Genomic DNA, 26,953 nt, shown 5'->3' with positions numbered 1-26,953 from the left:
ACGGCCCGCCCGGCGACCCGCCTGGAAACGGCAAGCCGCCCGATAGAGGCCCGCCCGACAACCCGCCCGGCGGAAGTGGCCCGCCGGGGGGCGGCGGCAATGGGGGAACGTAGCCGATCCCATCGAGACGTGCTACTTGGCAGCTCCCGTGTCGAAGATGCGGACTGTCGTGCTGCCGTCCGGATCGACATACGCCCGGAACATGCCGCCGGTGCTGAAGGGCGTGGCGATGTTGCCCTCGCGGTCGAGCGCAATGACGCCGCCCACGCCGCCGAGCTCCTCAATCTCGTCGATCGTGCGCTGGGCGGCCGTCCCGACCGGAAGCCCCCCGAACCGCATGCGCGACGCCACACTGTGGGCCGCCACGCCGCGAATAAAGAACTCGCCCTGCCCCGTGGCCGACACCGCACACGATGCATTGTGGGCGTACGTCCCGGCCCCGATGATGGGGGAGTCGCCCACGCGCCCGAACTCCTTATCCGAGATGCCCCCCGTAGACGTCCCCGCCGCCAGGTTGCCCCCCGCATCGAGCGCCACGGCGCCCACCGTGCCGTACTTCTCGTCCGGCCCCGGTGCCTCGGGCGGATCGGCGGGCGCCTGGCCCTGCCCGGACCGGCGCGCCTCCGTGATGAAGTAGTCGTTCTCCACGAGCTCAAGCCCTTGCTGCTTCGCAAACGCCTCCGCGCCGTCCTGCGCAAACATCACGTGGTAGGAGTCCTCCATGATGGACCGGGCCAGTCGAATCGGATGCCGAACGGTCTTCACGCCCGTGAGCGCCCCGGCGTTGCGGGTCGCCCCGTCCATGATGGCGGCGTCGAGCTCCACCGTCCCCTCGCTCGTGAGCACCGCACCGCGGGCGGCGTTAAAGAGCGTGTCGGTCTCCATGGTGGTAATGGCGGCCTGGACGGCGTCGAGCGCACTGCCCCCGTCCTGGAGCACCGCATTGCCCTCCCGCAACGCCGCGCGGAGGGCCGTGCGGTACGCCTCTTCCCGGTCGTCGCTCATCTCGTCGGCACTCAGAGAGCCGGCCCCGCCGTGGATGACGAGCGCCGTCTCGGCGGACGGGCCGTCCTGGCCCTGCACCGTAACAGGCACCAGACAGGCCCAACCCAAGAGCACCGCGGCAACGACAAGAGCACTGTGAACTCGCACGGGAATGGGAAGATCGCACATGGTCGTAGAGAAAGGCCGCGTGTGTAAAATGATGTGCAGGAAGCCCTCTCAAATAGCGAAACAGAACGGAGAATCGCCACCCGGGTTCTATCCAGACCCCGACGAATCGTCGGGCCCGGCCCTTCTTTTCGACGTCCCGCCTGCCGTTATGACGGAAATTGCATTTCCTTCATGCGATCTTAGGGGCTACTTTCCAAAAAACCCCTCCCTGGACCGCATTTTGCCCTGCAATAATGTTCCATCACCCTTCGTTTGGGAACATGCGGCCACATTCCTTATTTGTGGCATTTTCCGCTTGCGACTTAACGGAATTCTTGCCACATTGCATCATTAAGAACGCCGTTTTCCCGACGCTCGGCATTCCCGCACACAGAACGATCCCCCACATACATGGCGAAGGATAAGGCAGAAGTCGTCACCAAAAAAACCGCCTCGAAGGACAAGAATGCCTTCAACCAGCATGAGGCCTTGCAGGAGATGAGCGACGAGGACCTCATGTCCCAGTTTCAGGCTGGCACTGTGGAGGCCTTCAACATCCTCGTGGAACGGTACTCCGACCGCTTGATGCAGTACCTCTACCGCTTCCTGGGCGACAAGAAGCGGTGCGAGGATTTGCTGCAGGAGACGTTCCTGCGCGTCCACCGGAATCGGCACTCCTACCGGCGCATTGCCAAGTTTTCGACCTGGCTCTACACCATCGCCGGGAACCTGGCCCGCTCCGAATACCGGAAGCGGAAGCGGCGGCGCATGCAGTCGATTCAGTCCGTCAACCGCGACAATGAGGAGTACGAGATGGAGATCCCGGACGAGTCGTTCTCGCCGGACAAGCACGCGGAGAGCACCATCCAGGACCATTACATCCAGGAGGCCATGAACGAGATTCCGCCGGCCTTCCGCGAGGTCGTGGTGTTGCGCGACATCCAGCAGCTGGCGTACGACGAGATTGCGGAGATCACGGGCCTCCCCATGGGCACCGTCAAGAGTCGCATCAACCGCGGGCGGACGAAGCTGCAGGCCCTGCTCCAAGACGTATACCCGTTTCAGGAAGAGGAGTAGTGGCCGTCTTGGCCCCGACGGCCCTCGAGACTGAGTTACAGCCCACACTGGGCGACACTGCGCCGGATCCCTGCAGGGGTCCGGCGTTTTTGTTGAGGGGTCCTGTCCTTCCTCTTGTGCCCTCTTGTGCTCACCCCTTCGTCCCATGGACGCCCCCGAGCCGCGCCGGCTCCAGGTCGACACAAATGCCCAAACCCTCACGGTGGACTGGGCGAACGGACACACATCGGTGTTTCCCCTCTCTCGCCTTCGGACCGCCTGTCCATGCGCCGAGTGCCAGGGCGATGGGATTGACCGGATCGATCCGCCCGATCCCGACGCGGAGCCGTCCGACGCCGACCCGCAGTGGACGGATCTGGACATCGACCCCGCCGGAAGCGTCGGCATCCGGATCACGTGGGACGACGGGCACAATGCCGGCATCTTCCGCTGGGATCGGCTCTGGCGCCTGCAACCGCGCGGCACGTGAAAGGAAACGTCTCTCCCAGACCGCCCGCCCCTCTACCCGGTAATCCGGGCGATGGCGACGAACAGGAGAATAATGCCGGCGAAGACCCCGAGGGCAATCAGGATCTGACGAGTCACGCGGCGATTCATGGGGGGAGGAGGACGAATGGAGAGCTGGCGACATCCTGCGACACAGGACGACAGGGGGATCCAAGGGCAATGGATGCCTGCATCTGTTAAGATCGGGCACTCCCACCGTCGTTGTCAAGACCAGCGCCTACACCAACCGCTTGCTCCGAAGGCATCGCTGGAGCCACTTCTTTTTGCGCTCCAGCAGCTGCAGGCTCATGTCGGACTGCGCCTTGCGAAATCGCTCCTTCGCCTTCGCGTGTACATCCCGGATGTGGACGTCCATCCCCCGGTTTTCGAGGGCATGGGCCACCTGTGTCGCCAGGGCCGAGCACTCCTGGCGGAGCTCCTCCTCCTGCGCCGAAAGGTCGAGGGAATCAGAGTCCGGCTCCTCGAAGGGCTGGCGCTGTACCTGAAGATCGGAGCCCCGCCCGTTGTCTTCGAGTTCCAGCCGGTGGGTCTCGATCTCACCGTCGTTGACGCCCGTGAGCGCCCACTCGGAGCGATCGTCGGTCGGTTCGGTCTTTTCGGGCGAGGGGCCCTCTTCCGTCCGGCGGCGGAGGCCCTCTTGCACCTCCCGCGTCATCCAGGCGAGCGTCCCGGACAGGCCCAGGTCGCCGGACGTGAACACGTCGCACACGTTGGCCTCCTCCCCCCACGCGTCGTAGTAGCGCATGCCCCGGAAGATCTGCTGCAGCGTCTTGGAGCGGGCACTCACGAGGTCGAGCTTGGCGATGACGCTGATCGTCTTGATGTCGGTGCCTTCGCCAATCATGTCCACCTGCACCATCACGTCCACCTCGCCGTTGCGGTAGGCCTCCAGGCGCTCCTCTCGCTCCTCGCGCGGTACGTCCTGCCCAATGCGGGTGGCACTGAGCCAGCCGTAGCGCCGCTCCATGAAGTCGAGCACATCGGCGGCGTGGCGGTTGCTCATGCAGGTGACGAGCATCTGGTGGTTGCGCCGCCCAGCAGAGCCCATCTGTCCGGCGCGTTTCTCTTGCAGGCGCCCTACGGCTGGCCCCAGCAGGGTGTCGAGGTAGACGTCGTGGAAGCGGAGACTGCGGCGGGCGAAGTAGCGGTCGAGATGGGCGGTGTCGCGGCCCACCTCACTCTTGAGTTCGCCGAGCGACACCTCCACCTCCTCGCCGGTGTCTTCTTCCACCATCGTAATGGTGTAGTCGATGACGTGCGCCTCGATGCGCTTCAGAATCTGGCCCTCGGCGTGGGCGTCGCGCAGGCTCACCTCGTGGAGGGCACGGTAGTGGAGGCGCTCCTGCCCGTCGTCGCCCGTCACCACGTCGTGCGGCACGCCGAAGAGGGGCTGGCCGTCGCTGCGAAGGGGCGTGCCGGAGAGGCCGATGAGCGAGTCGTACGGCAGGTGCCCCACGGCCTGCGACCACGTACCTTCCTCCGGCAGGTGGTGAATCTCGTCGAGCACAAAGAGGGGCGATCCCTGGTTGCAGTAGCGCTGCAGGTCGCGGTTGCCCGACTGGCCGCAGGCGTACTGGTAGGTGGCGACGACGATGGGGATCTCCGGGTTCTTGACGAACACGCGGTCCGCGTCCGCCACGCAAAACGGCAGGCGCGGGGCGCCGATCCAGCGCAGCATGCGCGCCATCTCGTCGGCGTCGGCGTACTGCTCCTGCAGGTTGCTGCGCGGCACGAACACGACCAGCTTGTCGCTCACGCCCATGGCCCGCGCCACGGCGAAGGAGGCGAGGGCGGTGAGCGTCTTGCCGTAGCCGGGGACGAAAACGCCGAGGTGGTCGGTGCGGCCCTCCTGGTACGCCTTGGCCAGCTTGGCGAGAAAAGCGAGCTGGCCCTCGCGGAACGAGAAGTCGTCGGCCGGGTCAAGGCCGGGAAGGTCGGCGGCGTCAACGGTGGGAACAGACATAGAGATACTGCGGGACAACGGATACTGCGGAGCAGGGGGCCGGAGCGACGACTCCGGCCGAAACATCAGACCCCAACGTACAGGCCACGGGCGGAAGGCGAAAGTGGGCACGCCGGGATTACACACAGATCCCACCTTGCCTACACAGCCCCTGGCCACGCCGGCGGGACCGCGATTGGCCCGGTGGCCTCAACCTGCGGAGGGACCCTTTCCGGATCGTCCGTGGCGGGAGGCTAAGGCCGATCACTGGCCGGCGTTTCTTGCTGAAGGGGAGTGACATTCGGGGCGTCGCGCCCGTCGCCCAACAGATGCTCGGCAAAGTACTCGGCCCGAAGCCAGAACCAGTAGTCGTCCATGCCGCCGTACCCGTGGCGCTGGCCCGGAAAGACGAAGAAGTCGAACCGTTTGTTCGCCTCAATTAAGGCCTTCGCCATTCGGTAGGTATTCGCCGGGTGGACGTTGTTGTCGATCGTGCCCGTCGTGAGCAGAAGGTCTCCGTCCAGGGTCCCGGCCAGCGCCGAGTTTTTGCCGATGTCGTACTCCCAGGCCACCTCCCCAGAGTCGTCGACGGTGCGCTCGACGCCGTGGTGGGTCTCGGACCACCAGCGGTGGTAGACATCGTTTTCGTGGTTTCCGGAGGAGGCCACGCCCACATCGAACACGTCCGGGTACTGCAGCAGGGCCGTCGTTGTGAGGAAGCCACCGCCGGAGTGTCCGTAGATGCCGACCCGGTCGCCGTCGATGTGGTCGTGTCGGGTCGCGAGCTGTTCGATCAGGGCCTTTTTGTCCGCGAGCGGGTAGTCGCGCAGGTCGCCGTAGCCGTAGGTGTGGTACCAGCGCGAACGGTCCGGGTGCCCGCCCCGATGCCCCGCCACCACCACGATGACGCCCAGCTGGGCAAGGCCCACCTCGTCTCCGCTCGGGGCAAAGGACTTCGGCACCGCCTCCGTCTGCGGCCCCGGATAGACGTACGTCACGACCGGGTATTCCTTGTCCGGATCAAAGTCGAAGGGCTTATACATGACGCCGTAGAGATCCGTTACCCCATCGGCGGCCTTCACCCGGAAGGGCTCCGGCATCTGCCACCCGTCGTCCGTCAGAGCACTCAGGTCGGCGGTCTGCAACTTCGTCACAACCTCGCCCTCGGCGTTGCGAAGCACCGACTGGGGCGTCGTGTTGACCCGGCTGTGGTTGTCCACGAAGAACCGGGCGGACTCGTTCATCGCCGCGCTGTGGTCTGCGTCGCCGGGGTTCAGCAGCTCGACGCCCGATCCGTCGAGTTGGACTCGGTAGAGGTGGTCGTAGTAGGGGTCCTCCCCCGCTTCTCGGCCGTTGCCAGTGACGTAGGCAACGTCCTCCTCTTCGTCGACCGCTTCCACCGCGTCGACGTGCCAGTCGCCCTCGGTGAGCTGCGCCTTCACCGTCCCGTCTGGGCCGTAGCGGTAGAGGTGCGACCAGCCGTCCCGCTCAGAGAGCCAGAGCACATCGCCGTTCGACAGCAGCTCCGGGCGCTGTGTGTGGAAGTATTTGTTGAACCGCTCCTCCACGACCGTTCGCTCGACCTCGCCCGTCTCGGCGTCGGCCACCACGAGGTCGGCCTCCGTCCGGTCGCGACTGTGCCGCTCGTACCAGAGTCGGTCGGACCCATCAGACAGCCAGACGCGGCGGCGCGGCTCCTCGGACCCTGGATAGCGAAACTGCCGATCGTCGATGATAGAGAGCGACGGGTCGGTCCAGGTCGTGTCCGAGACCAGCGCCTTTTCCTCCGCCTGCAGGTCGTAGATCCAGATCTCACCGTGCCCCACGCTGTCTTCGCCGGGCATCGGGTACTTGTAGGTCTCCAGTTCGGGGCGCTCGTTGCCGGTCGCGTGGACGACCCACAGCTCCTCCACGTCGCGCAGGTCCTCCCGCACGAGGGCGAAGCGCCGGGAGTCCTTCGCCCAAGAGATGTCGACGGCCTTGCGCTCGCCCCGCTCCTCCCGTTTCTCCTGGTCGGTCGTGCCGCGCCCGTCGTTGTTGGCCGCGTAGCTGTAGTACTTCTCCCCATCCTCGGTAAGGCGCGTCTCGTCGAGGTCGAGTTCCTGAACCGCCTCCTCCGCGTCTTCGCCGTCCTCGCCTCGCCGGGCGTCGAGCACCTTTTCGTACGCCTCCCCGTCCATCGCCCAGAGGTCGTAGTTGCGGGCGAAGACGACGGTCTCGCCGTCGGGGGAGACGCTGGCCCAGTCGGGATGGTCGTCCGGCTCCTCGTAGTCCTCGAGTTCACGGAGCGTCTGGGTCGTGACGTCGTACTCGAAGTGGAACACCTTCTGCTCGGTCTCCTCCTCGTCCCCGGCATCCTCCACATCCTGCTTCTGTTGCTCCTCCTCGACCTCACTCTCCTCGGCCTCCACGTCCTGGGAGGAGGTCACGTCAAACTGGAGGGTATTCTCGTCGACGAACCGGATGTTCTCGATGGGGAGGTGCCGGGCGTCCCACGGGTCCTGCGTGATGCGCGTGAGCTCGGCGGCCAGGCGTTCGCGGTCGAACAGCTCGCGCTGGGTGCTCTCTTCGGGGTTGACGATCCAGTACCGCGTGCCCTCGGCGGTCTCGAAGTCGTACCAGAACCCCTCGGTGCCCTCGATCCACCGCGGCTCGACGGTCAGGTCGTAGGCCTTCTCCTCAATCTTGTACGGCGCGAAGCGCTCGGCAAGTTCGTAGTTGGCCGCGCCCGGCCCGCCGACCCGGGCCTCTTCGTCGGAGGCGGTCTGTGCGAGAACTGGGGCCGCGGGCCCGAACAGCGCGACGACCGCCAGGACCAGAATCAGATGGACGGAGAAGAGCGCGCGTGGAGCGGTGCCGCCCGACGAATGTGTTGGACGGCAAAAAGAAAATGTACTCATTGATCGACAACGGATGCGAGAAGAGAGGCGGCAGAGAGAAGACGTGGACGAAATGCAGTCATACAAGCTAAACCACAGGCCCCGCATAGCACAACCCCTGTCGCGCAATCTCCAGCAGATGCACCTCCGCGCTCTCGATTGAACCTCTGTGCCGTGGCGTGCACAGTCCCGCCCTCAATAGTGCCACGGCACGTCGCTCCAGTCCGGGTCGCGGCCTTCGAGGAACGCGTCGCGCCCCTCCTGCGCCTCGTCGGTCATGTAGGCCAGGCGCGTCGCCTCCCCCGCAAACACCTGCTGCCCCACCATCCCGTCGTCCACCGCGTTGAACGCGTACTTGAGCATGCGGATGGCCGTGGGGCTCTTGCCGTTGATGGTCTCGGCCCAGTCGAGCGCCGTGTCTTCGAGCTCCTCGTGCGGCACCGCCTCGTTCGCCATCCCCATCTCCACCGCCTCCTCCGCGGAGTAATTCTTGCCGAGGAAGAAGATTTCGCGCGCTTTTTTCTGCCCCACCTGCCGCGCCAGCAGCGCCGACCCGAAGCCGCCGTCGAAGCTGGCCACGTCGGGATCGGTCTGCTTGAACGTGGCGTGCTCAGCGCTGGCGAGGGTCAGGTCGCAGATCACGTGCAGGCTGTGGCCGCCGCCCACGGCCCACCCCGGCACCACGGCGACCACCACCTTGGGCATGAAGCGGATGAGGCGCTGCACCTCCAGGATGTGGAGGCGTCCCGGCCGCGTCGCGTCGGGCGCCCCCTCGTCGTCCTCGTACTGGTACCCGTCTGTGCCGCGAATGCGCTGGTCGCCGCCCGACGAGAAGGCCCACTTGCCGTGCTTCTCGGAGGGGCCGTTGCCGGTGAGGAGCACGCAGCCCACGTCCGCGCTCTGACGGGCGTGGTCGAGGGCCTGGTAGAGCTCGTCCACCGTCGGCGGGCGGAAGGCATTCAGCACCTCGGGCCGGTCGAAGGCGATGCGGACCGTCCCGTGGTCGACCGATCGGTGGTAGGTCACGTCGTCGAAGTCAACCCCGTCGACGGGCGTCCAGGCGTCCGGATTGAAGAGCGTGGAGACCATCGTGCGTTCGAACTGTGGCGTGGGGAATCGATCGTGTAGGCTGTGGGGCCCCGACCAGTCGTCGGCTCGTCGGCAGGGACACGAGTCGGGACGCGAGCCCCGAAAAGCTCACCGTGTCGTGCGGGACGAGCCCCCTGGCGAGGCGAGGCGGCCCGAATCCGCAGCTGCTCCTGTGAACCAGCGCCGCAGGACCTGCTCGGCGGGCTTGCCCTGGGGCGTGAAGGCCGTCGGGCCTTCGATCTCGGCCGGCGGGTGCCATTTCCAGATGACGCCGCCCTTCAGCCAGGAGGCACGGCCCACCGTGGACAGGAAGGCCTGGTAGCAGCGGGCCTGAAGCGCAGGGTCGGGCCTCGCTCCGTCGTCGCGCTCCGGCCAGGTCCACGGGGCCTCCGCCGCGCCGGACGCGCTCCGGTAGCCGACCTCGGTGAAGAGAATGGGACGTCCGGTGCGCTCATGAACCTCGACCAGGGCGTCCTGGTGCGGCCGCCAACTCTCTCGAAGGGTGTCAAGCGAGGGGTTCTCAGCGTCCGTCAACGGGAAGTAGGCCTGTACGCCGACGTAGTCGAGCGCGTCCCAGAACTGGATTCGCTCGTACGCCTCGTGCCAGTTGGCCGCGTAGGTCAACTTGCCGTCGTAGACAGAACGCGCCGAGTCGGCCAGGCCGCGCCAGAAGTCGGGCCGCTCGGTGGCGGACCGGGTGAGCTCAGTGCCCAGCACGAGCGCGTCGGCCTCCACCTCCGCGGCGAGGCGGGCGTAGAGCATCAGGAAGCGGCGGTAGTCGGCCTCCCACGCCGCCCAGTCCGCCGCGGTCTCGAAGCCGATGTCGCTGCGGTCCTGCGCCTCGTCGTACCCGCCCACCCAGAGGTGCGGCTTTAGGATGACGTCCATGCCCAGCGTGTCGGCCTGGCGGGCGAGGGTGCGGATGCCCCGGTGCGACTCGCTGTACCAGCCGTCCCCCGTGTCGGCCCGGACGGCCGGGACGTCGGGCGCCTTCTGCCACCCGAACGCGACCAGGGTCAGGTGTGTGACCCCGAGGTCGCGGAGCCGCACGAGCAGACTGGAGTCGGGGCGGTTTCGGGCATCCAGCGTTACGGAGCGCACGTCGAAAATGGGCGTCGCGTCCGGGAGCGTGTCGGCGGCCGCCGGCGACGCCCCTTCCGTGCTCCCACACCCGGCGCCCGCAACCAGAAGCACGCTCAGGGCAAGCCCGGTCGCGAGGCACAAGCAGCGGAGAGGGCGGCGCATGGGACGAGGACGCTGGTTCGAAAACGTGCCGCCTAAACTCTCCGCGGGCTCGGGTGTTGCCTGTTCGGCATCAGATACGCCTATTCGGCATCACATGCACGGCACCTCCTTCCGGCAGGTCTTCAGTCAATCTTCCCGGGGCGCCACGCACTTTTCAGTTCGCTTTGTCTTTGTACCTTGGAACGCACGTCCTCGAGGCTTTCTGAGGATGCTGCTCACGGTCTTCTTCCTGCATTGCCCGTTGTCCTATGCCGACCTATGACGTTGCAATTATCGGGGGCGGAATTGTGGGCCTCGCCACGGCCTACCGGCTCACCGAGCAGTGCCCCGATGCTTCCATCACCGTCCTGGAGAAGGAAGATCGCGTGGCGGCCCATCAGACGAGCCACAACTCCGGCGTCATCCACTCGGGCATCTTCTACGAGCCCGGCTCCCTGAAGGCGGAGAACTGTCGAACGGGCAAGCGCGCCCTCATTGACTTCTGCGAGCGGGAGGGCGTCGACTACGAGATGTGCGGCAAGGTCATCGTGGCCACCGACGAGCGCGAGGTGCCCGAGCTGGAGCGGATTGAGGCCAAGGGCCGCCAGAACCAGGTGGACTGCACGCGCATCGGCCCGGAGCGCCTGCACGAGATGGAGCCCCACGTCCAGGGGGTGGCGGGGCTCCACGTGCCGGCGGCCGGGATCGTGGACTACGAGGCCGTGGCCGAGGCCCTGGCCGCCCGCGTGACGGATCGCGGGCACCCGATCCGGACCGGGGCCGCCGTGCGCGACCTGCACACAACCCCGAACCACGTGACGGTCGACACCACGACCGGCCCCGTGCAGGCCCGGCATGCCGTCAACTGCGCCGGCCTCTACGCCGACCGCGTCGCCGAGATGAGCGGACAGGACCTGAACACGAAGATCGTGCCGTTTCGCGGCGAGTACTACGAGCTCGTGCCGGAGCGGCGGTCCCTCTGCCAGCGCCTCGTCTATCCGGTGCCCGACCCCGCCTTCCCCTTCCTGGGCGTCCACTTTACCCCGACGGTCGACGGGCGCGTGGAGTGCGGGCCGACCGCCGTCCTGGCGTTTGCCCGCGAGGGGTACGGCCTCACGAACATCGACTGGGGAGAGCTCCTGGAGATTCTCACGTACCCGGGCTTCCAGAAGCTGTCCGCCCGGCACTGGCGGAAGGGCCTCCGCGAGCTGCTGCAGTCGGTGAGCAAGCGGGTCTACCTGCGGGCCGCTCGGACCCTCATTCCCGAGGTGCAGCTGGACGACTTCACCGCCCCGTGGGCCGGCGTACGGGCCCAAGCCCTCCGGCGGGACGGCACCCTCGTCGACGACTTCCTCATCCGCGAGACCGACCGGGTCGTAAACGTGATCAACGCGGCCTCCCCCGCCGCCACCTCGGCGCTCAACATCGGGGCCCTAATCGTGGAAAACCACCTCTCGGATCGGCTATCGGATCTGCAGGTCTCGGCCGCCCTCCCGGACGAGAACTGACCCGCCCACGGCAACCGGTCGTGCCTACACCGCACGGCGACGCACGACCTGTAACTGTACGGACCGCACCGGGACGGATCCGTGCCCACATGTTCCTTTCTCCCCTTTTCGTCCCAGAAAAGACATGGCCTGGATCGACGTTATTGAGCCGGAGGACGCCACCGGCGACCTGAAAGACCTCTACGACACGATTTCCGAAAAGCGGGGCAAGGTCTCCAACGTCCTGACGGTACACAGCCAGAACCCCGCGGCGCTGAAGGAGCACCTTGACCTCTACGACGCCGTGTTGTTCGGCTCCTCGCCCCTGAGCCGGGCCGACCGCGAGGCGATCGCCGTTGTCGTCTCCGCCGCCAACGAGTGCGACTACTGCGTGCGGCACCACGCCGAGGCGCTCCAGGCCTACTGGCGCGACGAAGCCCGCACGCAACAACTGGCCGACGACTACACCGCCCTCGACGACCTCGACGATCAACTCCGCACCGCGTGCGACGTGGCCGCCAAGCTGACCACCCATCCGGGCGCGATGACGGAGGACGACGTGCACACCCTGCGCGACGCCGGGTGGTCCGACCGCGCCGTGCTCGACATCGTGCTCGTGACCTCGTACTTCAACTTCGTGAACCGCATCACGAACGGCCTCGGCGTGGAGGCGACCGAGGACGAAGCCACCGGCTACAACTACTGAACGTTGGCGATGGACCGCAAGCTGCCGACCGGGGCCCACTATGCTCCGGCGTCGGAGCAATTCCAGGCGTGGATGCCTCACTCATCATCGAGGGCGGTGCCGCCCCCACGTTCCAACGTTCAACGCCCTACGCCGTCCCCATCGCCTCTTCTGGGTCAAACTCGCACCGGAGCTGGTCGCAGAGCTGCGTAATTTGATCCTCGGGGCCATACACGATCACCGAGCCGTTGGCCGGAATGCAGTCGTCGGCCCCCGGCGCGTAGTCTGTCGTGCCGTCCGGGCGCTCGATGGCCAGCACAATGAGCCCCTCTACCGGCAGATTGACGGCGCGGAGCGTCTCGCCGGCGAGCCAGGACTCGGGATCCACCTCCATCCGCGTCACCATGTACCCGCCGCCCAGGTTCAGGATCGTGTGCATGTCCCGCACCTGAAAGCCGACCACCCGATCGAGCATCCACTCGATCAAGACCGACAGGGAGTGGTCCACCCGCCTGCTCAGGGCGAGGTAGGCCAGCACCCCGAGCCCTGCGGCCAATACGAGCCCTCGCTGGAGCGCTTCGGCAGGGGTGCCGGTGCTCGTAAATGACAGGACGAACGTGGAGACGGCCGTGACGAGGCCCGCATTTCCTACGAGCATCAGCGTCAGCGTGATGCGGCGGCGCACGGGGTGGTTCACGACGTGCTCGGCCTCGTCGGTCGTAAAACCGGTGCCCGTGATGATGGAGCGGGCCTGGAACCGAGCGGTTTCTTTGGAGAGGCCCGTGAGCATGAACGCCCGCGTGGCAATCCGCGTCACGAGGATCGAGACGGCGACGACGGATAGTAGGATGAGGAGCGCGGCCACGGCAGCGGAGGACCTCAGCCCAGGGGAGTGGCTTGGGGAACTTTTGTTTTGCGCAGGGGCCAAGCGTTACGGCGGCCGAGCGGTACGAACGCGTTTTTACTTCCCACCGGCCGGCTCCACAATCACGGTCGCCCGCATGGCGGCTTCGTGAGGCACGCAGAAGTAGCGGTACCGGCCCGGGGTTTCAAACGTATACTCGAACGTCTCTCCCGCCTCCAGAGTGCCCGAGTGAAAGGGGTCGGCCCCGTCCGGCAACCGAACGCTTTTGTCCATGGTCGCTTCCTCCTCATCGGCCGTGACCGTGTGGACAATGACGGAGTCGTTCTTCCAGCGCACGGTTTCCCCGACCTCCACGCGGACCGTGTCTTCGGTAAAGGACAGGGTGTTCGTCATGCCGATGGTGGCGGCCGGCTCCCCACTCGTTTGGGCGGCGGCCGGTGCGGCAAGCAGTCCCCCCCAGAGCACGAGCAGTCCGGCGCTTCCAAAGAATCCGGGGACAAGGCGACCGATGCGTGTAGGCCAGAGCGAAAACAGCGACATAGTAGTTCCAGGAGGGATCAGTGAAGGGAGTTTCGCCAAGGACCAGGGCCCAGGGCCCATTCGATGCCCCGGCCCGAGGCCAAGCGTGCAGTCCTCGTTTCGCTGCGCCCGCGATCGTTACTCGCCGCGCTGGCTCTCGATGTTGAGGTTCTCGAACATCACGTGCCAGAACGGGAGCTCTTTGCCGTTGGGCAGTTCGAAGCCGGTGCTCACATTGTCGTGCTCGAACTTGTGCTCCCCCTGCACGGGCATGAACGGCGCCACCATGAGGTGGAAGTGCTTGCGCGTGGGGGTCACTTCACTGTCTGACGCGAGCTCGTATCCCTCCTTTCGCACGTACTCGGTGAGCATGCCGTGCACGATGCGGGGCCGGTCGACGACCTCGCCGTTCTTCAGCACCGCGCCCATGCCCCAGAAGGCCGCGTACGTGTATTCGGTGGGCATCAGGGGCGTCCCGACGCCGCTAAAGCCGTGGAGGAGATGGTTGGTCACCACGCCGCCGAACGTCGGAAACTCGGGACCCGCGCTGGAAAGCATTTCACAGCAGCGTACCGCGTACGTGTTGCCCTGTGGGTCCTCCCACGAGGCCTTGAATTTGACCTGGTCTTCCGTCGTAGCGGCGTCGGTGGCGGTCACGTCGGTGGCCTTGAGCATCATGCTTCCGTTCGGCATGGCCGTGCTCTTGTTGCCAAACGGCGTATTCCGGTCAAGCTGCGTAAACTGGCCATTTTCGACCTCGCGGAAGGGCACGGGCACGCCCGTGACGCCCGGCGTGCCGGTGAAGGCGAGGGGCATCTCGGGGGTTCCGAAGACGTCACTGTCGAGCTGGCGCTGATCCGGCAGGCCAACAAACACCCCCCCGCTGCTCTGCTCGACCGCGAACGAGATGGGACCGCCCAGCAGTTCAGGAGGGTTCTCGACATTCCGGTGGGCCTCCAGATATCCGTCGGCCTGGTTCATCTCCTGAAGCTGCATGAGCATCTTCTTCATGTTCTTGTCCTGGGCCTGCGCCGTGTCGGCGAGCCCAACCAGAAGCAGTGCACTGGCGAGCAGAGCCAGCCCGACGGCCCAGGGTCGTGCAATGCCGGTCGTGTGAGGGGGCGAAGACAATGAGGGGGAGCGTGCAGACAATGGAGTGGCAATCATGGATTTTGGGGCGATTTGTGAGTACGTTAAGCGTGTCGCGATCAGAGCGACGTGGCGGATGAGATGACGACCGAAAAGGGGTCTCACGCTTTGCCTGATCGCTGCGCCTTTGTGTCTCTTTGCAACGGGACTGTTACACCTCTGCCGTTGGCCCCTCCCTCCCCCAGTTCCATCGCCAGGAGCACTGGCGTCCCGACGTAACGTCGGTCCCTGTGCCCGGACGCAACGTGGGTGGGGCGGGCGCCTCCACCGAATTGTACCCACTCCCTGCCTATGTGTCGCCTCTACGGCCTTCAGGCCACCCACCCGACCCGCTCTGCCTGCGAGCTTCTCGATGCCCAGAACGCGATGATCCAACAGAGCCGTGAGGACGCTCGCGGCCTCTCGAACCCGCACGGCTGGGGCATGGGACAGGTCACCGATGGCACCACCTCGTGCTTCCGACAGGTGGAACCCGCCTCCGAGAGTGAATCGTATCGCGGAGAGGCCCTCCAGACGGAGGGAACGACGGTTCTGGCACACGTCCGGCGGGCCACGGTGGGCGACCCGTCGCACGCCAACACGCATCCGTTCCGGCACGGCCCGGCGCTCCTCATCCACAACGGCCACATCCCCGCCTTCGACGCCGTGCGCCCCCGCCTGCTCAACGCGCTCTCCGACGAGCGGGCGCGCTACATCCGAGGCACCACCGACAGCGAGCACGTTCTGGCCCTCCTGCTGCAATTGCGGGACGAGGCCCCAAACGCGCCGCTGCACGAGGTGACCCGAGAGGCCCTCCAGCACATCCAGTCGTGGGTGGCGGCCGAAGCCCCCGACGCGGAGCCGCACCCCACCGACGCCGACACCCAGTCCCTCTCGCACAACGAGCTGGAGGGCATTCTCGCCCTGAATCTGCTGTGGACCGACGGGAGCACGCTGGCCGGCTCTCGCCTCAACCGCACCCTCTGGATGCTCGACCGGTCCCGCGTTCGTGCCTGTCCCCTCTGCGGTGAGGACCACGCCGCCCCGCCCGACGGCGCCGACTACCGCGCCACCGTCCTCGCCTCCGAGCGCATCACCGATGAGGACTGGACTGAGGTCCCGAATGGCACCGTCTTTTCGACCTCAGACCATGCCATACTCCACCGTGCCCCCCTCAGCACCTAGCCGTCAATCTCTCAACCTTCACCCTTCCAACGCATGTCTCTAACCGACAAGCAGCAGGCCCTCTGCGACGCGTCCGACACCGACTTTTCTGACCTCAGTGCCCTTTTCCTGAACTGCACCCTGAAACCGTCGCCCCACGACTCCCACACGCGGACCCTCATCGACACGTCCGCCGCCATCATGGAGGAGAATGACGTGGGCGTCGAGGTCATCCGCCCCGCCGACCTCGACCTCGCGCCCGGCGTCTACGGCGACATGACCGAGCACGGCGCCGACGCCGACGACTGGCCGGCCCTCTACCAGAAGGTCCTCGACGCCAACATCCTTGTCCTCGGCTCCCCCATCTGGCTCGGCGAAAAGTCGTCCGTCTGCCAGCGCGTAATCGAACGGCTCTACGGCAACAGCGGCGACCTGAATGACGACGGGCAGTACGCCTACTACGGCCGCGCCGCGGGCTGCCTCATCACCGGCAACGAGGACGGCATCAAGCACTGCGCGATGGGCATCCTCTACGCCCTGCAGCACCTCGGCTACACGATCCCGCCGCAGGCCGACGCCGGTTGGATCGGAGAGGCGGGGCCCGGCCCCAGCTACGGCGACGAGCGCGAGGACGGCTCCCGCGTGGGCTTCGACAACGACTTTACGCAGCGCAACACCACGTTCATGACGTGGAACCTGATGCACACCGCCCGCCAGCTCCACGCGGCCGATGGCGTGCCCGCCCACGGCAACCAGCGCTCCGAGTGGGAGGCCGGCTGCCGCTTCGACCACCCGAATCCCGAACACCGATAGCGGCACGAGACTCGTCTCCATCGTGCCTCCCTCCGCCTTTCCTCTCGGGGTCTTGCACAACAGGTGTGTAACGTTCTCTGCCGATCGCACCCGGAATTGGTGCGCATTGAGGTTCACTCAACTCGGCATCACAACACACCCCTGATACGATGCAATCAACAACGCAATCAGCAACGCAACCAACGACGGCACAGCGCACCGCGGGACAGCCGCTCCGACGCCGGGTGGGGCCGTGGGATTGGGTCCGCGGGGCCTTCGGCGGCTTCGTGGGAAGCGTCGCCTTCGGCCTCTTCATGGCATTCATCATGCCCCCGCCAATGTTGGAGGTCGTCATTCCCAACCTGTACGGAATCGAAGCAACCCCTCAGGCCCCGGCGCCGCTGGCCGGGTGGGCCTTTCATCAGTTTCACGGCGTCATGCTAGGCCTCGGGTACGTCGCGTACGTGGAGGCCCCGGCAGTGGCCGACTGGATCGAGCCGCGGACCCTCAACGGAGGCCTCGTGCACGGCCTCCTCTGGGGCGTCCTGACGACAGTCGCATTCCCGGTTCTCGTAATGCCCCTCTGGCTACAGGCCGCGGGCTTCGGAGGCGCACCGCCGTTCCCCAACGTAGGCTTTCCTGCCACCCTGCTCGGATTGATTGGGCATCTGATCTACGCCGTCCCGCTCGGACTCCTCTACGCCCTGTATCGGAAGTCGTAGCGGATCTTTTCGCCGACCTCTCGCCTTTCCCATGCCGACGGCCCCCTTCACGGACCGGACATCCTGGCAGGGCTTACTAATCAGTAGGTAATTGTCTTCGTCGCATGGACCCCCACGCCACAGAGACAGACCGCGCCTCCACGGCCACGCGCATCCTCGACGCGGCCCAAGCGCAGATTCAGCGGCGTGGCTACAACGCCGTCAGTTACGGGGACCTCGCCGATGCTCTCGACCTGACGACGGCAGCGGTCCATTACCACTTTTCCTCCAAAGCCGACCTCGGGAAGGCCCTCGTGGCACGCTACCGGCAGGCAAATGCCGACGCGCGGGCCGCCATTCAGGAGGAGGAAGAAACGCTTCGGGGGCAGCTGGAGCGGTACGTGGAGGGGTACGTCGGCATTCTGGAAAGCGGCGGACTCTGCTTGTGCGGCGTGCTCGCGGCCGACGACGAAACCCTTCCTGCGCCGGTCCGCCGAGAGGTGCGCGGCTTCTTTGCCGACCAGGAGGATTGGCTTGCGGAAATCATCGCCGATGCCGACGACGCGGAACTGGCAGGTCACGACGCGCCCCGCGAGGTCGCTGAGCTGCTCCTCGCCACCATCGAGGGGGCGATGCTCACGACCCGACACCGGGGCCCTGATGCCTACCGCACCCTGCTCCGCCGCTTCATCGATACTGTTGCCTCGTAACGGCTCGGGGCCTTCTTCCACAAAGCATACGCCACGGCAAACCTGTGGGGCACCTCCTTGTACTTACTTATTGGTAAGTAAGAAAAGACGCCCTCTGACCGTTCTCTTTGATGGAGGGTGTTGCTCTCGAACGCTGTATTCACGAACCCAATCTCAATCCATTTATGGCTACGACCACCGTCGAACAGACCGACCACGAGCAGCAGGTCCACGAAAAGGCCGAGCAGGCGCTCGGCTTCGTGCCGAACCTCATCACGGAAATCGCAGGCGAAAACCCCGCCGTCGCGGACGCCTACCTGACGTCACAGGGCCTCGTGGAGGAGGGCGGCGTGCTCTCTCCGGCCGAGCAGCAGGCCGTCATTCTCGCCGTCTCCAGCTACAACGACTGCCACTACTGCACCAAGGCGCACGCCGTCGCCGGGCAGCAGGCCGGGCTGGACGCCGAGACCACCGCGACGATCAACGAGGGCGGCCTCCCGTCCGACGATCGACTGAAGAGCCTCGTGCGGGCCACGCGCCGCATCCTCGGCAAGCGCGGCTGGCTCTCCGACGTCGACGAGGCGGAGTTCGCCGATCTTGGCCTGGAGCGCCCGGAACTCTACGAGATCGTTGCGCTCGCCGGCATCAAGACGATCAGCAACTACGTAAATCACATTGCTGATACGGAAGTCGACGAACCGTTCCAGGGCTAACCTGAGGCTCCGCGCTGAAGACCGATTGACGCCCCCACCAAGACGGCGGTGATGGATCGCCGCCGGCCGAGTGCGCCGGCCTTTCCCTTCGGGGAAGGTCGGCGTTTTTTATTGGGGTGGGGGATGTCCCGCCTCGGACAATCCCCCCAGACGTTCTGCCGCATCAATGTCGCCGCCCCTGCGTTCGACGAGCACATTGCCGCCTACGACGCCAAGCCCGCCCAACGCTTCCGTGAAACCGCCCCCAATGGATCGGACGGCTCCTGCCCCCACCGAGACAACCGTCGTGGCCCTCGGGTGCTTCTGGGACGTGGAAGGGGCCTTCGGCGCGCTGGACGGTGTGGTCCGCACCACAGTCGGCTTTGCCGGGGGGCAGGCCTCCACCCCCACGTACGCCACAATTGGGGATCATGCCGAGGCGGTACGGGTCGAGTATGCCCCGGCACGGCTCCGCTACGCAACGCTCCTGGACCGGTTCTGGTCCCTGTTTGACCCTGGCCTGACCCCCGCCAAGCGCCGGTACCAGCCCCTGCTCGTCCCCCAAACCGCAGAGCAGGCGGATCAGGCGCAGGCCTCACGGGCCGACGCCATTCGGCGGGACGAGCGGGCCGGCCGCGTCGAGATCGGCGGCGGGTTTTCGGCCGCCGCGCTCCGGCACCAGAAGCATACGCTCCGCCGCTACGAGGACGTGACGGCCGCCCTCCGGGCCCGGCTTCCGGGCGAACAGGCGTTTGCACGGTCACCCGCGGCCACGCTCGCCACCGGGTACGTTAGCGGCCACCGCAGTCCGGATCGCCTCGCGGACGACCAGGGCCGCCTCGGGCTTCCCGACGACGCCATCGCGACCCTGCGCACAGCGGCGCGACGACACGGCCGCTGGAGCGCGTTCATGCAAGCGGAGCGGGCCGCCTGACAAACAAGCACTCTGGCTCCACGCGAAACGTCGGGGCCACGGCCCGGGCCACCACGATTCTTCTCGCATCGTTCCGTCCATCCTTTTTTCCATCCTTCTTTTTCGCTCCATGTCATCCCCTAATGCATCCACCGCCGACGCCTCGATGGACGTCCCCCCGATGGACCGCCAGGCCCCGACCGACCTCGCCCACGCCGCCTTCGCGCTGGGGTGCTTCTGGGGCCCGGATGCCCTCTTTGGGGCTCAGGCGGGTGTGGTGCGCACCACGGTGGGATACGCCGGCGGGGGGACGCCCAACCCCACCTACGAGGACATCGGCGACCACATCGAGACCGTCCGCGTGGCGTACGATCCGGATCAGATTTCGTACGCCGATCTGCTGGACCTTTTCTGGGGCGCCCACAATCCCGCACGGGCGCCGCTGAAGCGGCAGTACCAGTCGGCGCTCTTTCCCGCCACGCCCGAGCAGCTCGAGCAGGCCCGTGCGTCGAGGGCCGACGTCGCCGCCGGGCACAACGGCGCCCTCCGCACCGAGATCATCGAGGACACTGCCTTCACCCGCGCCGAGCCGTACCACCAGAAACACACGCTCCGCCGTCACGCCGCGGTCTTCGACCCGTTGCGGGCCGTGTATTCGGAGGCGCAGGCCCTGGCCGACTCCCCCGCCGCGGCCCTCGCGAACGGCTACGTCGGGGGCCACCGCGCCCCGGCGCGGCTCGACGACGACGCGCCTCGCCTCGGCCTGCCTGCGGGGGCGACCGAGGCCCTCCGGGCGATTGCGGACAATCGGTCTCGGGCCTGAACGGCTCCCCCGGTCATCCGGCGAGCAGGCCCGCCACGACGAACGCGACGGCGGCCAGTCCGGCCTGCACCAGCGCGTAGGGCATCTGCGTGTTGACATGGTCCACGTGGTCGGACGCCGCCGCCATCGACGAGATGATGGACGTGTCGGAGAGGGGCGAGGTGTGGTCCCCAAAGATGCCGCCCGACAGCACGGCGCCCAGCATGAGCGACGACGGCAGCGCCACCTCGACGGCCAGCGGCATCACCACGGGAATGAGAATGGCGAAGGCCGTCCACGACGACCCGAGCGTGAACGCGACGAAGCCCGTGACCCCGAAGATGAGCACCGGCATCCACCAGGCCGGGCCCTGCTCCCCCACAATTTGCACCACATACTCGCCCATCTCGAGCGCCTGGGAGACCTGCCCGATCGCAAACGCGAGCACCAGCAGCAGTGTGACGGGCACGAGGCCGGACGCACCCTTCACGACCCAGTCCATCGACGTGCCCAGCGTGAGGGTAGGCCGCCCGTCTCGGAGCGGACGCGGGATCGCGTAGAGCAGCAGCGCCGCCCCCAGGGCCGTCCCGACGGCCCACAGCACGGCCGTCGAGCCACTCCCCTGCATCAGGTTGCCGCCGCCGGTGACATACAGCCCCACGAAGATCATGGCGACCATGACGGCAACGGGAAGCAGCAGGTTGCGCGCCTGTGGCGTCACGTGGTCGGGCGGCTCGATGCGGGCCACGTCCTCCTCAATCATCGGCTGGGCGTCGGGGCGCAGGACCTGCCCCGTCGCTCCGGCTCGCTCTTCGGCCCGTCGCATGGCCCCGAAGCCCCACCCCGTCAGCGCCAGTAGGAGCGAGAAGCCGATCGCGAACAGGGCAAAAAAGTTGAAGAGCACCGCCTCGGCCAGCACGGCCACGGCGTTCTGCGACAGCTCTTGCGTTCCGAGCAGGCCCAGCACGAAGGCGCCCCACCCGTTGAGCGGAATCGACATGCAGACCGGCGCGCAGGTGGCGTCGCAGTAGTAGGCAAGCTTCTCGCGGGGCAGGTTGAGGCGGTCGAACAGCGGGCGGCTCACGGCCCCGACGGTGAGGGACGAGATGTTCGACTCGACGAAGATCACCACCCCGATCCCCCAGGCCAGCAGTTCGGCCCCGCGCCGGCTCTCGCCCCACCCGCGGGCCCGCGCCCAGTTGATGAAGCCCTGCACCCCGCCGGACACCTGCACGAGCGCCACGAGCCCGCCCACCAGCAGACAGAATGTGAGAATGCGGGCGTTGCTTTCGGTCGTAAAAACCGTCACGACCTGGTCGGCCAGCCCGCGGAGGCCGAGGACCGGATTGCCGCCGGCGAGGATGGTGGTGCCCAGCCAGAGGCCAGCAAAGAGCGACAAGTAGATCTGCCGGGTCCACATCGCGAGCCCAATCGCCACGACGGGCGGCAGCAGAACCATCCAGTCCATCCAATCACTATGTCCCTGGAAACGTCCCGCCGACGAGGCCGACGGCGCCGGAGGGGCCACACATGGGAGCGACCGTCACAGGATCCATCACGACATTGCGTGCACCTTTAGCTCCGGCACGTGCCCCCGCGGGCTACGGGTGGCAGCGTGGAGCATGTGATCGGCCAACTCCCGAGGGGTGACCCAGCCCGAAGGATCCGCGTCCGGCATTGCCTCGCGATTGTCCGGCGTGTCGACCACGCCCATTGGGTAGAGGACCGTCGTCCGCAGGCCCGCATTCTGCTCCTCCAGCCCCAGGGACTTGACGTAGGACGCCACGGCGGCCTTCGACGCCCCGTAGAGGCCGGCCTCGGCCTGCCCCTCCAGCGCCGCCGGCGCGGACACGCCGAGCAGAAAGCTGTGCTCCGCCCGCGTGAGGAAGGGCACCGCGGCGCGGGCCGTGTGGAAGAGCGTCCGGAAATTGAGGTCCATCATGTGCGCGTAGTCGTCCGCGGTCGACTCGACGGCCTGCTGCATCGCAAACCCGCCGGCGATGGCGAGCACGGCATCGAGCGTCTCGGCTTCTTCCCAGAGGGCCGCGAAGGTCTCCATCGTGGCGTCCTCGTCGGTCAGGTCGGTATCGAAGACCTGCGCACCGGGAAAGGAGGCCTCCAGCGTGGCGCGGTTCTCATCACCGACGTCGATGAGGGCAAGGTCCCAGCCGGCGTCGTCGAAGACCTCGGCGGTGACGGAGCCGATGGTGCCGGCGGCCCCGGTGATGGCTACGGTGGGCATGGCGATCGAAGCGTGGGTCCGTAAAGCAACGTGCGTCTTAACGTACCGACTGGGACGGTTCGGGTCAACGAGCGGCGCGGCCGCAGTCGCTGGCGAACGGCCGACCGGGGAGACGGGCGGCTCGAGGGCCCAGGTGCGATTTGCCCCTCGAGAGGCTGTTGGGGGCATTGATGTTCAGTCGAGACACGATGGACGAGGGACGCTGCTGCGACGAGAGGCGGCGCAAACCTGTGCCCCCAATCTGTCACCTCATATTCACACCTGTATGAAGGTCCGTAATAATCCGCGATATAGAGAGCACGTCGGACAAAGCAGTGGCTACTCATCGAAAGAACCTCTACGTTTGGTTTCGGTCTCGCAGATTGTGGAAGCCGCAGCGCCTCCCTACCGACGCGTGCGGAGCTGTGGGCGCCCCTCCTACAACACGGATCCTTTCTGAACACACCACTTTTCCGACGGATGAGCGAACTGGCGATCTACTGGATCTTTGCGGGTGCATTTCTGGCAGGCATGGTTGCCATCGGCGTCTACCAGTTCATTGGTCTGCGCACGGTGGACGACCGGGGCGAGCGGGCCTTCGACTTCTGGATCGGCGAGGGCACCGTGCCGGGCTGGTGGACCGCCGCCTCCCTGGCGGCCGGGTGGCTTCTGCTGGGGTGGATGACTTGGCAGATGTACCTCTGGTACGCCTACGGCCTCGGGGCCATTTGGATCTTCACGATCCCCTGGATCCTCTGCACCATCGGGCTCCTGTTCGTCCCCAAGCTGTTCCGGCGGTTTCCGGGCGTCTCGATTCCCGAAATCCTGCGCTTCCGGTTCGACCGCATGACGCAGACGCTGCTGGGGCCGGTGCAGAGCTTCGCGTACCTGACGTGGCTGGCGGCCGAGATCTACGTGCTGAGTGCCGTCCTCTCGAAGCCGCTGGAGGTCGGCATCGTGACGATGGCCATTATCGTGAGCATTACCTTCGGGATTTACGTGACGCTCGGCGGCTTCCGCTCCGTCCTGCGCACGGACCTGATTCAGTTCGTCTGTGCGGCCATCATGCTGGTGGCCGTCTCGGTGTTCGGCCTCCTGGAGGCCGCGTCCATCTCGGGCGGGTTCGGACAGATCGTCTCGCAGATCAACGAGACGCCGCCCATCTACGCCGACCACTTCTGGGACTGGGACTCGCCGGGGTACTCGTACATGTTCGCCGCGGTCCTCATCTACACGCCGGGCTTTATCACCCTACAGGGAGCGTGGCAGCGCGTGATGGCCACCTCCAGCGAGGCAGAGGCCTACAAGGGCATGTGGTGGAACGTGACGTTCAATGTTCTGATCGTCATCCTCATGCCCACCCTCATCGCGATCTCCGCCCTGGTTGTCTTTCCCCCGGTCGGCGGCGAAATTCCAAGCGAGGTTGGCAACTTCGGCTACTTCATCTTCTCCTCGATGATCACGGAGCTGTTCAGCAACCCGATCATTGCCGGCGCCCTCATCGTTTTCTTGATGGGGATGGCGCTCTCGTCGGTCGACACCTACGTGAACGTGTGTGCCATGAACCTCACGAAGGACGTGCTGGAGCCGCTCATCTTCGAGCGGTACGACGTGAGCGGCACGGTTCGCCTAAACGTGGGCCGGGCGGTGACGGCCGGGTTCATCGGCCTCGCGCTCCTGTGGGCGTTCGAGTTCCCGGGCCTGTTCGACATGTACTTCCTGTCGAGTGCGCTCATCTCGGCGACGACGGCAGTGGCCACGTTCAGCGTGTTTTCCAGGAAGCCGACGACGCTCTCGGCCTACCTCGCCATCATCTTTGGGACAGTCGGCACGTTCCTGTTCTTCTTCCTCGGCAAGTACGAAATGATCGGCTGGCTGCCCACGTGGCTCACCAACTCGGGCCTGGCCTACGGCGTCATCGGTCTGGCCCTGTCGATCGTGGGCATCTTCGTGGGCATTGCGTTCGGGAAGGCCCCGAGCGACCGCGTGCTGGCCCGCTACGACGGGGCGTACTACTCGGGCCGTCGCGAGATGTACGAGCTGAACCAGCAGATGAAGCAGGAGGAAAAAGAGGACCGGGAAGAGGCTGCGGCGGCGCCCTTTGCGTAGGCGCTCGGCGGCGAGGAGGCATTCGGCTCCCGAGCGCCCCTGCGCCTCGGCAGAACCGTCCCCCACGGCCCCCGTTGGGTCACCGTCAGTGCCTCCTGGCCCACACGCGTCTCTTCGTCGGCAATCTCCCCAATAGACACCTCCCTGAATGTTTGAAGCAGTTCTGGATAATGCTGCTCTCGCCTCTTCCATCTATGTCAACATTGCACTTGCCGGGGTCACCATCCTCGTGATCGCGGTTATGTCGCGGAGCATCCGCGACTCCAGGGCGAAGCTGATCACGATGTCGACCCTGATGATCTCGGTGGTGTCCATCTCCAGCTACATGGGACTGGCCTCGGGCCTCACCATCGACCCTCTAGTTATGCCCGAGGGCCATCCCCTCGCCGGCCAAGAGGTCCTCTCCCTATGGGGACGGTACCTGACTTGGGCCTTCTCGACGCCGTTTATTCTGCTGGCGCTGGGCCTGCTGGCCCGCAGCACCACCGATAAGATCTTCTCGGCCATCGTCCTCGATGTGTTCATGTGCCTAACGGGCCTGGCCGCCGCACTCACCACGAGCAGCCACGCCATGCGTTGGCTCTGGTACGCCCTCAGCACCGCGTTTTTCGTCGGGGTTCTGTACTACCTGCTCGTCGAGTGGCCCGCCGAGGCCAAAGAGGCGGGGACCGCCGACATCTTTTCCACCCTGCAGTGGATGACCATCGTCCTGTGGATCGGGTATCCGGTCGTCTGGGCCCTTGGGAATGAGGGCCTTGCCCTTCTCGAGGTCGGCGCGACCTCGTGGGCCTACAGCGGACTCGACATCTTCGCCAAGTACGCCTTTACCATTATTCTGGTGCTGTACGTCAGCGACGAGCCGGACGCGGTCGTCTCGACCTCGCCGTCGGCTGCGTAGCGCAGCCCACACGGAGCCCCGGGCAACCGGGGCCCCGGCTCCACACCCGCCCAACCCCGATACGCCTGTCCCTGTTTTTCTTTGTTGGACAGGCCCGACGCGTTTCCAATCACAATTCGTTCCGACTCTCTCCATGACCGATCTTACTGGCACCTCCGCCATCGTCACGGGCGCCTCCAGCGGCATCGGCGAGGCCACCGCGCATCGGCTTGCCCAGGACGGCGTGTCCGTGGCCCTCGCCGCCCGCCGCGCGGAACGCCTCGAATCGCTCCGCAACGACATCGAGGCCGACGGGGGCACGGCGGTCGTCTGCCCCACCGACGTCACCGACCGGGACCAGGTGCAAGCCCTCGCCGACGCCACCCTCGACGCGTTCGGGAGCATCGACATCCTGGTCAACAACGCCGGCATCATGCCCCTCTCCCTCATGGAGAACCTCCACGAGGACGAGTGGGAGCAGATGGTGGACGTGAACGTGAAGGGGGTGCTCCACGCCGTGGGCGCCGTGCTGCCGGCCATGATGGAGCAGGAACGCGGGCACATCGTCAATATCTCGTCGGTCGCCGGCCGCCGCACCTTCCCCGGAAGTGCCGTGTACTCGGGGACCAAGTTCTTCGTCCGGGCCCTGTCGGAGCGCATGCGCAACGAGCTGGCCCCGTCCCACAACATCCGGGTCACCAGCATCGAGCCGGGCGCCGTCGACACGGAGCTGACCCACACCATTACCGACGAGAACGTTCTCGAGATGCTGGAGGGCGGCCACGAGGAGATGACCATGATGGAGTCCGCGGACATCGCGGACACGATCCACTACGCCCTCACGGCCCCCGACCATGTGGATGTGGAGGAGCTCCTCGTGATGCCGACCGACCAGCAGGGATAGGGGACGGGGGCACTCTGAACCGTGGACGCCGGCCTGTCACACCCGAGTTGTAGTCCGAGGGCCCAGTAGATCCAGCCGATGAGGACGAACTGGAGCGGCAGGCGCAGATGGAGCGCCCACGCCGGAATGCGCTCGACGTCGGCTGGGTGGCGCGCCATGTGCACGTTCGCGGGAACGACGGCCAAGAGAAGCCGGACGAGGCCCCACCCGGCGTACGCTCGCACCCCGGGGCCAGCCCCACCCGACGGCCCTGAGCAGCGCGGCAGTACAATGCGGACGAAAACCGCGGGCCACAATCAAGGAGCGTTACCCGTGTGCCCGACCATTTCGCAATGAAGCAATCCGGAGCCCCCCGCGTTCATGGACGGTCCAGAGGCCCCTTCGGCCTCTCCATCACGCTCCCCTCCCGAATTGCTTCGTTTCATGGACGCCACCGATTCCTCCCGGGGCCTCTTCTGCAACCGAACCCTCAACCTGCGGGGCATCCAGGCCATCGGGTACGACATGGACTACACGCTCATCCACTACCACATGC

Annotated in this window: 25 protein-coding genes; 15 read left to right on the top strand and 10 right to left on the bottom strand. The window is 66.2% G+C overall.

Features of this window, described 5'->3' with window-relative positions; translation table 11 throughout:
- Positions 1–132: 132 nt before the first annotated feature.
- Complete coding sequence (locus tag V5A20_RS05120) at positions 133–1,173, bottom strand: isoaspartyl peptidase/L-asparaginase family protein (RefSeq protein ID WP_332326845.1); 1,041 nt, start codon at positions 1,171–1,173, stop codon at positions 133–135.
- Between the two features lie 390 nt (positions 1,174–1,563).
- Between V5A20_RS05120 and V5A20_RS05115 the strand changes: the two genes are divergently transcribed.
- Positions 1,564–2,229, top strand: coding sequence for an RNA polymerase sigma factor (locus tag V5A20_RS05115; protein WP_013062898.1), 666 nt, complete (start codon positions 1,564–1,566; stop codon positions 2,227–2,229).
- A 145-nt stretch (positions 2,230–2,374) separates the two neighbouring features.
- A complete protein-coding gene (locus V5A20_RS05110) occupies positions 2,375–2,698 on the top strand; it encodes a DUF971 domain-containing protein (protein WP_332326844.1) in 324 nt (107 codons plus the stop codon).
- A gap of 255 nt (positions 2,699–2,953) precedes the next feature.
- Here V5A20_RS05110 and V5A20_RS05105 read toward each other — a convergent pair whose 3' ends face one another.
- From V5A20_RS05105 to V5A20_RS05090, 4 genes are all read right to left on the bottom strand, one after another.
- Entirely contained in the window at positions 2,954–4,699 is a 1,746-nt protein-coding gene (locus tag V5A20_RS05105; RefSeq protein ID WP_332326843.1) for a DEAD/DEAH box helicase, read from the bottom strand.
- Positions 4,700–4,932: 233 nt separating this feature from the next.
- Positions 4,933–7,578: a S9 family peptidase gene (locus V5A20_RS05100; protein ID WP_332326842.1), complete on the bottom strand. Its 2,646-nt coding sequence runs from the start codon at positions 7,576–7,578 to the stop codon at positions 4,933–4,935.
- A gap of 174 nt (positions 7,579–7,752) precedes the next feature.
- A complete protein-coding gene (locus V5A20_RS05095; protein WP_332326841.1) occupies positions 7,753–8,646 on the bottom strand; it encodes a 1,4-dihydroxy-2-naphthoyl-CoA synthase in 894 nt (297 codons plus the stop codon).
- A gap of 108 nt (positions 8,647–8,754) precedes the next feature.
- Positions 8,755–9,891: a glycoside hydrolase family 113 gene (locus V5A20_RS05090; RefSeq protein ID WP_332326840.1), complete on the bottom strand. Its 1,137-nt coding sequence runs from the start codon at positions 9,889–9,891 to the stop codon at positions 8,755–8,757.
- Positions 9,892–10,139: 248 nt separating this feature from the next.
- Here V5A20_RS05090 and lhgO point away from each other — a divergent pair, with 248 nt between their 5' ends.
- Both lhgO and V5A20_RS05080 read left to right on the top strand, forming a co-directional pair.
- Positions 10,140–11,378, top strand: coding sequence for an L-2-hydroxyglutarate oxidase (gene lhgO / locus V5A20_RS05085; RefSeq protein ID WP_332315565.1), 1,239 nt, complete (start codon positions 10,140–10,142; stop codon positions 11,376–11,378).
- Positions 11,379–11,502: 124 nt separating this feature from the next.
- Complete coding sequence (locus tag V5A20_RS05080; protein WP_332315564.1) at positions 11,503–12,063, top strand: peroxidase-related enzyme; 561 nt, start codon at positions 11,503–11,505, stop codon at positions 12,061–12,063.
- Positions 12,064–12,190: 127 nt separating this feature from the next.
- On the opposite strand, the gene V5A20_RS05075 is transcribed toward V5A20_RS05080, so the two are convergent.
- The 3 genes from V5A20_RS05075 to V5A20_RS05065 form a co-directional block, all read right to left on the bottom strand.
- Positions 12,191–12,907: a TrkA C-terminal domain-containing protein gene (locus V5A20_RS05075; RefSeq protein WP_332315563.1), complete on the bottom strand. Its 717-nt coding sequence runs from the start codon at positions 12,905–12,907 to the stop codon at positions 12,191–12,193.
- Between the two features lie 96 nt (positions 12,908–13,003).
- Positions 13,004–13,447, bottom strand: coding sequence for a cupredoxin domain-containing protein (locus V5A20_RS05070; RefSeq protein WP_332315562.1), 444 nt, complete (start codon positions 13,445–13,447; stop codon positions 13,004–13,006).
- A 117-nt stretch (positions 13,448–13,564) separates the two neighbouring features.
- Positions 13,565–14,593 carry a hypothetical protein gene (locus V5A20_RS05065; RefSeq protein WP_332326839.1) on the bottom strand — a complete coding sequence of 343 codons (1,029 nt, stop codon included), beginning with the start codon at positions 14,591–14,593 and terminating at the stop codon, positions 13,565–13,567.
- Between the two features lie 273 nt (positions 14,594–14,866).
- On the opposite strand from V5A20_RS05065, the gene V5A20_RS05060 reads away from it, so the two are divergent.
- From V5A20_RS05060 to V5A20_RS05030, 7 genes are all read left to right on the top strand, one after another.
- The gene (locus tag V5A20_RS05060; protein WP_332315560.1) at positions 14,867–15,739 is read left to right on the top strand and encodes a class II glutamine amidotransferase; all 873 of its coding nucleotides are present in this window, start codon (positions 14,867–14,869) and stop codon (positions 15,737–15,739) included.
- A gap of 33 nt (positions 15,740–15,772) precedes the next feature.
- On the top strand, positions 15,773–16,531 hold the full coding sequence (locus V5A20_RS05055; RefSeq protein WP_332326838.1) for a flavodoxin family protein: 759 nt from the start codon (positions 15,773–15,775) through the stop codon (positions 16,529–16,531).
- A 149-nt stretch (positions 16,532–16,680) separates the two neighbouring features.
- Entirely contained in the window at positions 16,681–17,232 is a 552-nt protein-coding gene (locus V5A20_RS05050; RefSeq protein ID WP_332315558.1) for a hypothetical protein, read from the top strand.
- 104 nt (positions 17,233–17,336) lie between these two features.
- Entirely contained in the window at positions 17,337–17,921 is a 585-nt protein-coding gene (locus tag V5A20_RS05045) for a TetR/AcrR family transcriptional regulator (protein ID WP_332315557.1), read from the top strand.
- Positions 17,922–18,085: 164 nt separating this feature from the next.
- The gene (locus V5A20_RS05040; protein ID WP_332315556.1) at positions 18,086–18,613 is read left to right on the top strand and encodes a carboxymuconolactone decarboxylase family protein; all 528 of its coding nucleotides are present in this window, start codon (positions 18,086–18,088) and stop codon (positions 18,611–18,613) included.
- A gap of 247 nt (positions 18,614–18,860) precedes the next feature.
- Entirely contained in the window at positions 18,861–19,526 is a 666-nt protein-coding gene (locus V5A20_RS05035; RefSeq protein WP_332326837.1) for a peptide-methionine (S)-S-oxide reductase, read from the top strand.
- Positions 19,527–19,635: 109 nt separating this feature from the next.
- The gene (locus tag V5A20_RS05030; protein ID WP_332326836.1) at positions 19,636–20,328 is read left to right on the top strand and encodes a peptide-methionine (S)-S-oxide reductase; all 693 of its coding nucleotides are present in this window, start codon (positions 19,636–19,638) and stop codon (positions 20,326–20,328) included.
- A 13-nt stretch (positions 20,329–20,341) separates the two neighbouring features.
- On the opposite strand, the gene V5A20_RS05025 is transcribed toward V5A20_RS05030, so the two are convergent.
- Together V5A20_RS05025 and V5A20_RS05020 are read right to left on the bottom strand one after the other, a co-directional pair.
- Positions 20,342–21,775 carry a Na+/H+ antiporter NhaC family protein gene (locus V5A20_RS05025; protein ID WP_332315553.1) on the bottom strand — a complete coding sequence of 478 codons (1,434 nt, stop codon included), beginning with the start codon at positions 21,773–21,775 and terminating at the stop codon, positions 20,342–20,344.
- A gap of 87 nt (positions 21,776–21,862) precedes the next feature.
- Positions 21,863–22,549, bottom strand: coding sequence for an SDR family oxidoreductase (locus V5A20_RS05020; RefSeq protein ID WP_332315552.1), 687 nt, complete (start codon positions 22,547–22,549; stop codon positions 21,863–21,865).
- A 459-nt stretch (positions 22,550–23,008) separates the two neighbouring features.
- Between V5A20_RS05020 and V5A20_RS05015 the strand changes: the two genes are divergently transcribed.
- The 4 genes from V5A20_RS05015 to V5A20_RS14085 form a co-directional block, all read left to right on the top strand.
- Positions 23,009–24,637, top strand: coding sequence for a sodium:solute symporter family protein (locus tag V5A20_RS05015; protein WP_332315551.1), 1,629 nt, complete (start codon positions 23,009–23,011; stop codon positions 24,635–24,637).
- Positions 24,638–24,785: 148 nt separating this feature from the next.
- A complete protein-coding gene (locus V5A20_RS05010; RefSeq protein ID WP_332315550.1) occupies positions 24,786–25,535 on the top strand; it encodes a bacteriorhodopsin in 750 nt (249 codons plus the stop codon).
- Positions 25,536–25,668: 133 nt separating this feature from the next.
- On the top strand, positions 25,669–26,418 hold the full coding sequence (locus V5A20_RS05005; RefSeq protein ID WP_332315549.1) for an SDR family oxidoreductase: 750 nt from the start codon (positions 25,669–25,671) through the stop codon (positions 26,416–26,418).
- 423 nt (positions 26,419–26,841) lie between these two features.
- Positions 26,842–26,953: 5'-nucleotidase domain-containing protein (locus V5A20_RS14085; RefSeq protein ID WP_442978427.1), on the top strand; the 112-nt coding region annotated here is incomplete at its 3' end.

Source organism: Salinibacter sp., from assembly GCF_036626415.1.
In the GTDB taxonomy this organism is placed as follows: Bacteria; Bacteroidota; Rhodothermia; order Rhodothermales; family Salinibacteraceae; genus Salinibacter.
This window is presented reverse-complemented; position numbering and strand designations above follow the sequence as displayed.

Coding starts and splice junctions, on each gene's coding strand:
- V5A20_RS05050 (WP_332315558.1), top strand. CDS start 16,681: ATGCAATCAACAACGCAATCAGCAACGCAACCAACGACGGCACAGCGC.
- V5A20_RS05060 (WP_332315560.1), top strand. CDS start 14,867: ATGTGTCGCCTCTACGGCCTTCAGGCCACCCACCCGACCCGCTCTGCC.
- V5A20_RS05070 (WP_332315562.1), bottom strand. CDS start 13,447: ATGTCGCTGTTTTCGCTCTGGCCTACACGCATCGGTCGCCTTGTCCCC.
- V5A20_RS05120 (WP_332326845.1), bottom strand. CDS start 1,173: ATGTGCGATCTTCCCATTCCCGTGCGAGTTCACAGTGCTCTTGTCGTT.
- V5A20_RS05100 (WP_332326842.1), bottom strand. CDS start 7,578: ATGAGTACATTTTCTTTTTGCCGTCCAACACATTCGTCGGGCGGCACC.
- V5A20_RS05110 (WP_332326844.1), top strand. CDS start 2,375: ATGGACGCCCCCGAGCCGCGCCGGCTCCAGGTCGACACAAATGCCCAA.
- V5A20_RS05030 (WP_332326836.1), top strand. CDS start 19,636: ATGTCATCCCCTAATGCATCCACCGCCGACGCCTCGATGGACGTCCCC.
- V5A20_RS05005 (WP_332315549.1), top strand. CDS start 25,669: ATGACCGATCTTACTGGCACCTCCGCCATCGTCACGGGCGCCTCCAGC.
- V5A20_RS05020 (WP_332315552.1), bottom strand. CDS start 22,549: ATGCCCACCGTAGCCATCACCGGGGCCGCCGGCACCATCGGCTCCGTC.
- V5A20_RS05015 (WP_332315551.1), top strand. CDS start 23,009: ATGAGCGAACTGGCGATCTACTGGATCTTTGCGGGTGCATTTCTGGCA.
- V5A20_RS05065 (WP_332326839.1), bottom strand. CDS start 14,593: ATGATTGCCACTCCATTGTCTGCACGCTCCCCCTCATTGTCTTCGCCC.
- V5A20_RS05095 (WP_332326841.1), bottom strand. CDS start 8,646: ATGGTCTCCACGCTCTTCAATCCGGACGCCTGGACGCCCGTCGACGGG.
- V5A20_RS05025 (WP_332315553.1), bottom strand. CDS start 21,775: ATGGACTGGATGGTTCTGCTGCCGCCCGTCGTGGCGATTGGGCTCGCG.
- V5A20_RS05105 (WP_332326843.1), bottom strand. CDS start 4,699: ATGTCTGTTCCCACCGTTGACGCCGCCGACCTTCCCGGCCTTGACCCG.
- V5A20_RS05035 (WP_332326837.1), top strand. CDS start 18,861: ATGGATCGGACGGCTCCTGCCCCCACCGAGACAACCGTCGTGGCCCTC.
- V5A20_RS05090 (WP_332326840.1), bottom strand. CDS start 9,891: ATGCGCCGCCCTCTCCGCTGCTTGTGCCTCGCGACCGGGCTTGCCCTG.
- V5A20_RS05040 (WP_332315556.1), top strand. CDS start 18,086: ATGGCTACGACCACCGTCGAACAGACCGACCACGAGCAGCAGGTCCAC.
- V5A20_RS05010 (WP_332315550.1), top strand. CDS start 24,786: ATGTTTGAAGCAGTTCTGGATAATGCTGCTCTCGCCTCTTCCATCTAT.
- V5A20_RS05045 (WP_332315557.1), top strand. CDS start 17,337: ATGGACCCCCACGCCACAGAGACAGACCGCGCCTCCACGGCCACGCGC.
- lhgO (WP_332315565.1), top strand. CDS start 10,140: ATGCCGACCTATGACGTTGCAATTATCGGGGGCGGAATTGTGGGCCTC.
- V5A20_RS05055 (WP_332326838.1), top strand. CDS start 15,773: ATGTCTCTAACCGACAAGCAGCAGGCCCTCTGCGACGCGTCCGACACC.
- V5A20_RS05080 (WP_332315564.1), top strand. CDS start 11,503: ATGGCCTGGATCGACGTTATTGAGCCGGAGGACGCCACCGGCGACCTG.
- V5A20_RS05115 (WP_013062898.1), top strand. CDS start 1,564: ATGGCGAAGGATAAGGCAGAAGTCGTCACCAAAAAAACCGCCTCGAAG.